This window comes from Acidithiobacillus sp. HP-11 (genome assembly GCF_015100075.1).
Taxonomy (GTDB): Bacteria; Pseudomonadota; Gammaproteobacteria; order Acidithiobacillales; family Acidithiobacillaceae; genus Acidithiobacillus; species Acidithiobacillus thiooxidans.
The window spans coordinates 22,936-31,489 of record NZ_JACKYY010000038.1; the positions used below are offsets into that span (position 1 = coordinate 22,936).

The 8,554-nt window shown below is 52.3% G+C and carries 7 protein-coding genes and 1 tRNA gene; 5 read left to right on the forward strand and 3 right to left on the reverse strand.

Annotation, left to right across the window (positions count from 1 at the left end; translation table 11 throughout):
- Positions 1 to 26: 26 nt before the first annotated feature.
- A complete protein-coding gene (locus tag H7F08_RS11360) occupies positions 27 to 1,355 on the reverse strand; it encodes a TolC family outer membrane protein (protein WP_193640604.1) in 1,329 nt (442 codons plus the stop codon).
- Positions 1,356 to 1,486: 131 nt separating this feature from the next.
- On the opposite strand from H7F08_RS11360, the gene pabB reads away from it, so the two are divergent.
- The gene (pabB, locus tag H7F08_RS11365; protein WP_193640600.1) at positions 1,487 to 2,878 is read left to right on the forward strand and encodes an aminodeoxychorismate synthase component I; all 1,392 of its coding nucleotides are present in this window, start codon (positions 1,487 to 1,489) and stop codon (positions 2,876 to 2,878) included.
- 34 nt (positions 2,879 to 2,912) lie between these two features.
- A complete protein-coding gene (locus tag H7F08_RS11370; protein ID WP_193640601.1) occupies positions 2,913 to 3,878 on the forward strand; it encodes a lysylphosphatidylglycerol synthase transmembrane domain-containing protein in 966 nt (321 codons plus the stop codon).
- On the opposite strand, the gene H7F08_RS11375 is transcribed toward H7F08_RS11370, so the two are convergent.
- Positions 3,875 to 5,848 (reverse strand): hypothetical protein, encoded by a 1,974-nt coding sequence (locus H7F08_RS11375; protein WP_193640602.1) that lies wholly within the window; start codon positions 5,846 to 5,848, stop codon positions 3,875 to 3,877. The genes H7F08_RS11370 and H7F08_RS11375 overlap by 4 nt on opposite strands.
- A gap of 144 nt (positions 5,849 to 5,992) precedes the next feature.
- Between H7F08_RS11375 and H7F08_RS11380 the strand changes: the two genes are divergently transcribed.
- Together H7F08_RS11380 and H7F08_RS11385 are read left to right on the forward strand one after the other, a co-directional pair.
- Positions 5,993 to 6,068, forward strand: a tRNA-Thr gene (locus tag H7F08_RS11380).
- A gap of 113 nt (positions 6,069 to 6,181) precedes the next feature.
- Positions 6,182 to 7,246: a site-specific integrase gene (locus H7F08_RS11385; protein WP_081577366.1), complete on the forward strand. Its 1,065-nt coding sequence runs from the start codon at positions 6,182 to 6,184 to the stop codon at positions 7,244 to 7,246.
- A 309-nt stretch (positions 7,247 to 7,555) separates the two neighbouring features.
- On the opposite strand, the gene H7F08_RS11390 is transcribed toward H7F08_RS11385, so the two are convergent.
- Positions 7,556 to 7,846: a hypothetical protein gene (locus H7F08_RS11390; protein ID WP_031573133.1), complete on the reverse strand. Its 291-nt coding sequence runs from the start codon at positions 7,844 to 7,846 to the stop codon at positions 7,556 to 7,558.
- 427 nt (positions 7,847 to 8,273) lie between these two features.
- On the opposite strand from H7F08_RS11390, the gene tnpA reads away from it, so the two are divergent.
- Positions 8,274 to 8,554: IS200/IS605 family transposase (tnpA, locus tag H7F08_RS11395; protein WP_193640605.1), on the forward strand; the 281-nt coding region annotated here is incomplete at its 3' end.

Here is an 8,554-nt window from a genome sequence, read left to right on the forward strand (position 1 = left end):
GCGTTGAATACTCCTCGGCTGAGGTGTTATGGGGTGACGTTCCTGACCAACAAGGCATTGATAGCCTGTAAATCCGCCATATTGATTTGTCCGGAGGCCGCCTTGAGCTGCACCCGGGCGATCACCTGATTGTAGAAGGCGACGTTGTAGTCCTGCTCGGCCCGCACGTAGTCGGTGGCGGTGTGCAGCAGGTCGATGATGGAGCGGGTGCCCACTTCATAGCCCTTGCGCGTTCCTTCCAGGGATAGTTTGGCAGAGTCCACGGTTTCTTTGGCGGCCTTGAGCTGCGCCACACTGTTTTTCAGATTGAGAAAAGCAGTTTGGGTGTTCAGGGTGACTTCATCGCGCACATTGGCGACATGATCCACACTGGCTACGGTTTGCGCCTGGGCTTTTTGCACGGAGGCGGAAATGTTGCCGCCTTCATACAGGGGGACGGACAAGTTCAGGCTGACGCCGGCCTGATTCATGACCAGCCCCGGAAAGGGATTCCCGAGGGCATGCTGGGCTACGCCCTGCAGGTTGACCACCGGCCAGCGCGCGCGCTGATGGTATTGGACTTCCTGCTGGGCGGTGTGGAGCTGGGCCTGGGCCTGGTGCATCAGCGGCTGATCCTGAACAGCACTGTGCACCCAGCTCTGCATATCATCAGGCTGCGGCCCCAGAGCCTGATAATGGCCCAGAGGCTCCAGCACGCCGATGGGATGATGGGTCAGGCGCTGTAACTGTTTCTCGGCGATCGCCACCCCGTTGCTGGCTTTGATGAGATCGGCTTCGGCGGCATCAACCCGGGCTTGGGCTTCACGCACGGCGATAATGTCTCCCGTGCCTATTTTCAGGGTGGCTTCGGTTTGCTGATAAATGCTCTCCAGCAACGATTTCTGCTTTTTCGCCACCCGTTCCTGGGCCTGGGCTTCCAGCACCCCGAAATAGGCCTTGGCGACCTGCAGGGCGAGCTGCTGTTCGGTGTAGGTCAGGCCGGCAGCGCTGGCCTGTATGCGCGAGTCTGCCTGTTTCAGCGCCGTCCAGGCCTGGCCGTTGAATACGGATTGGGTGATATTGACGCTGTAGCTGTCGGACAAATAGGCGCGATTAATGTCGATATTGCCAAAGCCGGTAATGTCGGCGGTATTGAAGCCCACCGCTGCACCAACCCCCACATGGGGCAGCAAGGCTGAACGCGCCAGGGGCTTGTCCTGCATTTGTGCGGCCAGTTCGGCGCGGGCCTGGGCCAGTACCGGGTCGGTATGGTAGGCCTGCTGATAGGCGTCAATCAGGTTTTCTGCCCAGGCAGAACTGCTGCTCAACAGCAACGCAGCGGCAAGCAACGACAAAGCAGAACGATGGGCGTGCATGGACATTTCCTGAGCCTGAAGGAGATTCCAGACAATACCGACCGATCGGTCGGTAGTCAAGAGCTCGTGGGCAAAGGGCCTTTCATCGCTTATGCTACGAAGCTCTATTTGGCGATATTTTTGGCAGGATCATGACGTTGTCTCCCTTGGTTTGCTGTGCTTTGGCCTATCCCGATCGTCTTGAGAAGGTATTTGCAAGTCTTGCCGAAACAGATTGGTCGCAGTGGCTGGATAGTAGTGTCCGGACGCCAGGGCAGGGGAGATACAGCATTATGGTGACGCAACCGCGTCGCCGTATCTGGCAGCATCAAGGACAATTGTGGGTGGCCGATGGCAATCAGCCCGCACAGCTTTCGACATCTTCATTGTGGCAGGTCTTGCGGGAAAGTCTTGCCAATCTGCCTGCAACGCAGTTGCCTCAGGGCGAAGATCTGCCCTTTACCGGCGGGGTTCTGGGTTACCTGGCTTATGATTTTGCTTTGGCGGAGCAGGGGCTTGCAATGTCCGCGACTGCGACCTGGCCCGAAGCAGCCTTTGGCGTTTACGATACGGCCTTCATGGTTGACCATCTGGAGTCTTGTTCCTGGCTGCTTGCCCCGGAAGATCAGATGGCCAGTGTACGTTTACAATGGGAAGCCCGATTGGCAGCTGTCCGGGAGCCTGCCCTATGGCCGGTGTTCCAGACGCACGGAGCTGTGCAAGCGCAATGGTCTCCTACCCAATATGACCAGGCTTTTCGTCAGGTGGAAGCTTATATTCACGCCGGTGATTGTTACCAGATCAATCTGGCACAAAAGTTTTCTGCCGCCTATAGTGGCTCGCCCTGGTATTTGTATCAGCGGATGCGATCAATGAATCCTGCAGCTTTTTCGGCTTATCTGCGCTTTCCCTGGGGGAGTGCATTGAGCTTTTCCCCAGAGAGATTGCTGCAGGTCCGGCAGGGACTAATGCAGGTTCGGCCCATCAAAGGGACACGGCCCCGCTCTGCAGATGCTGTGCAGGATATCCGCCTGGCCGAAGACCTGCTGCATAGCCCCAAGGATCGTGCGGAAAATGTGATGATTGTGGATTTGCTGCGCAATGATCTGGGTAAGGTGGCGAAAACAGGTTCCGTGCAGGTGATCCAGCTTTGTGGTCTGGAATCCAACGCCCAGGTCCATCATCTGGTCAGTGTGGTGGAAGCCCAATTACAGGATGGATTGGACCCCCTTCACGCACTGGCTGCCTGCTTTCCGGGAGGGTCCATCACGGGTGCGCCTAAGCGCCGTGCCATGGAAATCATCCATGAACTCGAAGCCGCATCGCGCGGCCTTTATTGTGGCAGCATCGGTTATATCGACCGCAGTGGAAGAATGGATATGAATATCGCCATCCGTACCATCACGGCCAGCCAGGGAGAACTGCAGTTCTGGGGAGGTGGAGGCATTGTCTCGGACTCTGTGGCTACTGCGGAGTATCAGGAAAGCCTGGACAAGGTGGCTTTGTTCCATCGGGAACTTGCAGCACTGCGCGGTCTCGCATAGAGTCCGACCCTTGATTCACTTTTGAAAGTCAGGCATGTCCCGAAAAAAACTCCACACCCGATGGCAACTGCTGTTACAAATTGTTTTTACCATTGGCGTTCTGTTCTGGCTTTTGCATAACACCAACTGGCCGTCGCTCAGTCAACGTTTTGCAGAAATGCGGCCCTGGTGGTTTGTCGCGGCCATGGCCTCCTATGCCCTGAATTTATCGGTATCGGTTATTCGCTGGCGCATTATTCTCTTGGCTATGGAGCGCACGGCTCCCATCCTCTGGTTGTTGCGGCTGAATTGGGTTGGGGCCTATTTTAATCAGGTATTGCCCGGGGCGGTTTCCGGTGATGTGATTCGTGCCTGGTACACCCGTCAGCAAACCGGTTCCATGCCGCTGGCGCTTGCAGCGGTTTTTGGTGACCGCTTTATGGGGATGGGCGCTTTGATTGTCATTGCAGCGGTCGCCTTTGCTCTGGGTGGAGCAAGGGTGGGGCTGCTCCCGCAAATGGGCTGGACCATCGGGATTCTGCTATTTGCCTATGCACTGATTGTTCTTCTCATTTTAAGCCCGCTACTGAATTTTCTCGAAAAAATTTCCGGAAAACTCGGCGACAAGCTTCATGATATTCGGTTGGGGATGAGCGCACTGCTGCGCCATCGTCTGGCATTGAGCGCGACCATTGTTCTGTCTTTTACGATTCAGTGCATATCAGTTATGACCTTCTGGCTACTCGCCCATGCTCTTGGCGAGGCCCCGGACGCCGTAGCACTCTGGGTAGTGTGGCCGGTAATCAGTCTGTTTCTGGCCCTGCCCATATCCTTTGCCGGTTGGGGGCTGCGAGAAGGCCTGATGGTTTTCTATCTGGGCTATTTGCACATGGGGCATGATCAGGCTTTGGCGCTTTCCCTGTTGCTCGGCTTCACCATGGTCCTGACCAGTCTGCCGGGTGCCTTGTTGTGGATAGGATTACACCGTCATCATGAAGCACCGCCTGATCTGCAGCATTAGGCCGGTGTCCACTGATAAACAATATTTTTACCGCGAGCATCTTCTTCGACCATGATCAGGTACTGCCCGTTTTTCCGGCGCAGGGCATGAACAGCGTGAATCATGTCCACCCAACCGCTTTGATTGCCCACCGCCGCTCCCGGTGAAATGTTCCCTACCTTTGCCCCATTGTCGAGGCGGAAAATAGTTACTACCGCATCCTTGCCTGCGGTGGGAAATACGGCGATGGTAAACAGATAATCACCGGCAATATCAAATGCTTTTGGTGGTAAGCCATGTCCGTCTTCGGGCATATTGGCCGCCCAGCGAAATTGCGCTTTTCCGCTTTTCCAGTGATCATAGCGCGCGACGACTGCGCCTATCAGCCCCCAGCTTTTTTTGCCTTTATTGGCGGTGTAGCCACCGATATAGAGACTATCGCTGCTGCTGTCATAATGTGCACGAGTCACCCGGGTAAATAATTCGGGCACCGGATATTTTACCGGAGATTTAAAACGGGGAATGCCCGCATCAGACCAAGCAGCAAAGGCATAATGCCAGATGTTTTGATCGGGTGTTTGCCCACGCCAGATACCCCCTTCCGCGTCCACGTTCCAGGCAAATCCATCGCCCTTGAGGCTGGCCACATGATGGGCAATTTGGCTTGGGGCCGGTTCAAAGGCGTATAAGTCGTATCCGCCTCCGGTTTGTCCCATGGTGTACAGCAGTCTTTTCCCCTGCAGATGGCGTAGTTCGGTGGAGCAGGCATCTTTGCCCATAATGCGTGGATCATCAGGGTAGCGCACAGCGTCCAGAGTAATGGCCTCTGCCTGCCAGCCTTTGCCGGGCTCCTGGTCAGGCTCATAGGAAAAAATGGATTCAGGACCATAAACCACTGTGCCATCACTGCGGGGGTCAAAACAGAAAGCGGTCACCCAGGCATATTTTGATAACTCCCAACGCAATTGCTGCTGGGGGTTTAAAGAACGAATAAGCACCGGAGAATTGGAATTGGGTCCAAAACACATGCCGACATAAAGATTACCAGCAGCATCCAGGCCGGCCCCGCGCAGGGCAAAAAACTTGTTGGCAGCCATTTTTCCCGGTGTGCCCGCCCGCAGCCCACCCTGAACCCCATAACGCTGATTGAGTTGTGGTTTAGAAGAGAGGGTATAACTCAGTACCTGTTGATCCGGACCATTATCGCAAATCAGCAGAACATCATTTTTATCGATGGAAATAGCCGTAGCTTTGGCCACATTGCCAATCCGACTGGGCAATATCTGACCATCCAAACCATAATGCAGGATTTGCCCTTTTTGTATCACCCACAAGGAGTTTTTCGAGTCGATGGCGAGGCCGGTGATATCCGATAATGGAAGGGTGTTGCGGACGCTCATATCCTGCGGATTGCGGATCTGAATGCCGCCTCCTTTGAGGGCCAAGGCCAGGGTTTCTGCGCGTCCTGCCATGGCGAGTGCCAATCCGGATTTGCTGTGCGCCTGGTATTTAATGGCCGATTGAATATTGTGTGGATCGCTCCAATAAAATTGTAATAAGTCCCCTGCAGTATTGGTGATAAAAAGCAGATGGCCGATTACGGCTACACTGGTTCCTGCGGTGCCCCAACCCCAGGCCCTTGAACGGGCTTCACCATCGGCCATGAGACATTGGACATTGGTATCATTGTCCCGATACAGGCCGGTACAACGCCCAGCCTCATCCCACAAGGATGCGGTCAGCACCGTGCCCTCATCCGTGACAGTCATGGCCACAATTTCATCCTGAACCCAGCGACCGGAACCATTTTGACCCTTTCCGGCAAAGCTGTTGCCAATCCACGAGGTGGAATATTGTCCATGCAGCAGTGACAGCTCTGAACCTGCAAAAGCCCGAGAGATCAGGTTGTGAGAGTAAAAAGCAATACCCGCAACCGGCAGCGCCACTCCACTCAGTCCGGCAAATTTCAGGAAGGTACGACGATTATGCATGTAGAACCGCCTCACTATGATTAAATGCGTCAAATGGCCCGAGAAAGCATGGTCTGGCTTCGAGTGTAACGGATTACTGTGCTCATGGCGGTATGATGCGTTGCCACAGGGCGTGGCATCAAGATATAATTCAGTATCCGAGATGCTGGCGTAGCTCAGTCGGTAGAGCTACTGATTTGTAATCAGTGGGTCAGGGGTTCGATTCCTCTCGCCAGCACCAAATTAAAACAATGACTTATGCTTATGGATAAGTCCTTTTTCTTTGCCAAATTGAATTTTCGCTCAATAAATGCTCAAATGCATCACAAGTATGATTGAGCAGGAGAACGAAAAATGGCATCCATTGGCCCTCGTTATGACCGGGACAAGAACCTAATTGGCTGGCAAGCGCGGGTAATCCGAAAGGGATACCCCACAAGTTCCAAAACCTTCCGACAGAAAAAAGATGCAGAGCAATGGGCACGGTCCATTGAAAACGAAATGGACAAGGGCATCTGGCGGGACCGGAGTGAAGCAGAACATACCACGCTCAAGGATGCGCTTAATCGTTACGCTCAAGAAATCATCCCAACTAAGAAAAGCGGAGATCGAGAAATAGGCTATCTGAGGCAATGGCAAAAACGCCCCATTGCAAAGCGCTTTATGGCATCCATTGAGGGGCAGGATGTGGCAATGTCAATAAAAGAGATGGAAGCCGAAGGGAAGGGGCCAAACACGATCAGGCTTCATCTTGCCCTGCTTTCCAATTTATACAATGTCGCAAAGAAAGAGTGGCGGATGTCCTCTTTAGACAACCCAGTTGAATTGGTCCGCAAACCCAAGTTGCCCCAAGGCAGAGATAGACGATTAATTGATGACGAAGAAACACGTCTGCTGGCTGCGTGCGACGAAGGGTTGACCGCATGGTTGCGTCCCGCAATTCTATTTGCGATTGAAACCGCCATGCGGGCCGGTGAAATACTGGAAACATGGAGGTATCTGAAAGATGCCGAAGGGAACAAGGTTAAAACGAAAGTCAGCGATGGCTTGCAATGGTCAGACATTGATTTAAAAAAACGCACGGCACACCTGACCAAGACGAAAAATGGCGACGCACGAACAGTTCCTTTATCCAGTCGGGCCATTCAGTTGCTGCAGGAATTGCCCCGGTCACATGACGATGGCCGCGTATTTGGAACAACATACGAGGCGATAAAACAAGCCTTTGCCCGTAACTGCGCCCGTGCTGGCATCGAGGACTTGCATTTTCACGACCTGCGACACGAAGCCACTAGCCGTTTTTTTGAAAAAGGCTTCAACCCAATGGAAGCGTCTGCAATTACCGGCCACAAGACCTTGCAGATGTTGAAGCGGTACACTCACTTAAAAGCTGAAGATCTGGCCAAAAGATTGGACTGAAACCCCATATGACCCAAAAAAGTCCCTTCCGTTGCATTTTTTTGACTATCAAACATATAGTCAAAAAATAAATACAATAAAATTGTTATAAAAGCCTATAAAGTATCTCATTGGGATGCCTCATAGACCGGATAGAAGTCATTCCAGCAATAATGCCAAGTCTAAATTGGACGCCATCCAAGGTGATATATCGTGATTATGATCGGGGTGTAGTAAACCCCCGCAAAAAAGGCCACCGTCAGTTTGAGTTTGTGGGCGGAGAGATATGAATGCAATACATTTTCCCATTATGGATGGCATATTGCCCAATCAAATCATATTGCCGGGCATGTTAAACACGGCGTACCATTGCCCTGAATCCGGGATACTGTTTTCAGGATTTTTTTCGACCTGGGGAGGCATATAAAAGCTCTTTGGCTGGCCAGTGCGAACCGCTATGGCAAAGCCGGGGCCATCCGGAGCCGTATTACCGAAAAATGTAAATACTGCCAGATAACAATGTGTTACATCTCCGCCGGCCGCCCAGTTCTGCAGCAATGAATCCCGCAAGGCGCTGCTGGATTGGACCAGATCAAAGTCCCGCACACCGGAAAACTGCAATTTGTTACCCCATACTTATCGCCAAGCTACCCATCAACACTCTTCCCTGTTGATACCTAGCCAACTACATTGATTATAATAAACATTATGCTACCAGCACGCACCCAAACCGTGCTCTTATTTTAAGTTTATTATTTGCTAATCAATGATATGCCGAGTAGGCGGCTTTGTCACTTGCCATCCGTCCGTCTGTTTTAAATTTTTTATAGAGCATTAAAAATTTTCATGGAAATCTATTCAAAAGCCACCTCAGTATCACAACTGTAATCATAAAATCTCAATAAAAATGCGTTTCTATAAGTTACTTTTAACGAAAAACAGGAAATTCCCTGGCTCTGCCGGGGTGACAGTAGATGTTTGACATATAGTGGCGTCCATCGGAGAACCGACGCTGTGAGCCGCCAACCACACGACGAAGTAGAAACCGATCGACGAGATATTGGGCCTAAGGCACAGCAGGTGGGAGTGTAAATATCACATAGTATTTATTCCGAAGTGCCGACGTAGGGTGTTGTATGGTCAGTTACGGAATGATCTTGGAGAGGTATTTCGGGCTTTGTCCCGGCATAAGGAAAGCCGGATAGAAGAAGGACATCTGATGGTTGACCATGGGCATATGCTGATTTCGATACCGCCGAAGTACGCAGTATCCAGTGTGGTGGGTTACATCAAGGGCAAGAGCGCGATCCATTTAGCACGGACTTACGG

Bases quoted from the DNA above. Each gene is read 5' to 3' on its own strand.
- H7F08_RS11385 (WP_081577366.1), top strand. From the start codon at position 6,182: ATGGCATCCATTGGCCCTCGTTATGACCGGGACAAGAACCTAATTGGC.
- H7F08_RS11375 (WP_193640602.1), bottom strand. From the start codon at position 5,848: ATGCATAATCGTCGTACCTTCCTGAAATTTGCCGGACTGAGTGGAGTG.
- H7F08_RS11360 (WP_193640604.1), bottom strand. From the start codon at position 1,355: ATGCACGCCCATCGTTCTGCTTTGTCGTTGCTTGCCGCTGCGTTGCTG.
- H7F08_RS11370 (WP_193640601.1), top strand. From the start codon at position 2,913: ATGTCCCGAAAAAAACTCCACACCCGATGGCAACTGCTGTTACAAATT.
- pabB (WP_193640600.1), top strand. From the start codon at position 1,487: ATGACGTTGTCTCCCTTGGTTTGCTGTGCTTTGGCCTATCCCGATCGT.